Below are 917 nucleotides of genomic sequence, written 5' to 3'. Positions count from 1 at the left end.
AGGGCGACCGCGGTGCTGCGGACGGCGCCGCCCGGACCGGCGTGCTGCCGCACCAGCCCCTGATGGAGACCGATCATGGCGCTGCCGTCCTCGCCGACGACCTCGGTGCGGACCTCGTAGCCGACGCCGGTGCTCACGAAGCACTCGACGTCGACCATCCGGCCACCGGCGGTCTCGAGGAGCACCAGCAGGGGATCGGACAGCCCCTCACCGGCGTGCCGGGTCGCCCGCGGCCGCAGCACGGTGACCGCGGCGATCTCCTCGTCGAGGAGGAACCGGGCGACGTCGACCTCGTGCACCACCGAGTCCTGCACGATCATCTCGGTGGTGACCCCTGCGGGGACCGCGGGGTTGCGGTGTGCGCAGTGCACCAGCAGCGGCTCACCGAGCCCGCCGGAGGCGAGCAGTGCCTTCAGCTCGGCGTACTCGGGGTCGAAGCGGCGCATGAAGCCGACCTGCACCAGCCGGCGGCCGGTGCGGGCGGCGTAGGCGTCCTCGGCCCGCACCAGGGCCAGTGAGCTGCCGGCGTCCATGGTCAGCGGCTTCTCGCACAGCACCGGGATGCCGCGCTCGATGCAGGCCAGCACCTGCTCCTGGTGGAACTGGCCGGGCGTGGCGACGAGGACGGCGTCGACGTCGTCGTCGGCGGCGATCGCAGCCAGCGGGTCGCCGATCACCCGGCAGCCGGGCACGCCGGCGGCCACCTGCTCGGCCTTGTCGGTGTACGCGTCGCTGACCGCGACGACCGAGGCGCCGGAGATGCGGCTGTAGAGGCGTGCCACGTGGTCGGCGCCCATCATCCCGACACCGAGGACGGCGACCCGCAGCTCAGCGGCGGGGACGTCGGCCATGGCCGGCAGGACGCCGGCGGAGGTCTCGGCGGTGGTCACGCTCGAACCTCCGTTTGCTGCTCGGCG

General features: G+C 73.6%; 1 protein-coding gene. It reads right to left on the bottom strand.

Translation table 11 applies throughout. From position 1 onward, the window contains the following. Positions 1 to 890: Gfo/Idh/MocA family protein (locus ABQ292_RS26580; RefSeq protein ID WP_369210700.1), on the bottom strand; the 890-nt coding region annotated here is incomplete at its 3' end. Positions 891 to 917 lie beyond the last annotated feature (27 nt).

Source organism: Geodermatophilus maliterrae (assembly GCF_041018925.1).
GTDB lineage: Bacteria > Actinomycetota > Actinomycetes > Mycobacteriales > Geodermatophilaceae > Geodermatophilus > Geodermatophilus maliterrae.
Note: the sequence above shows the minus strand (reverse complement) of the source record. Positions and strands in the feature narration are given on the sequence as shown.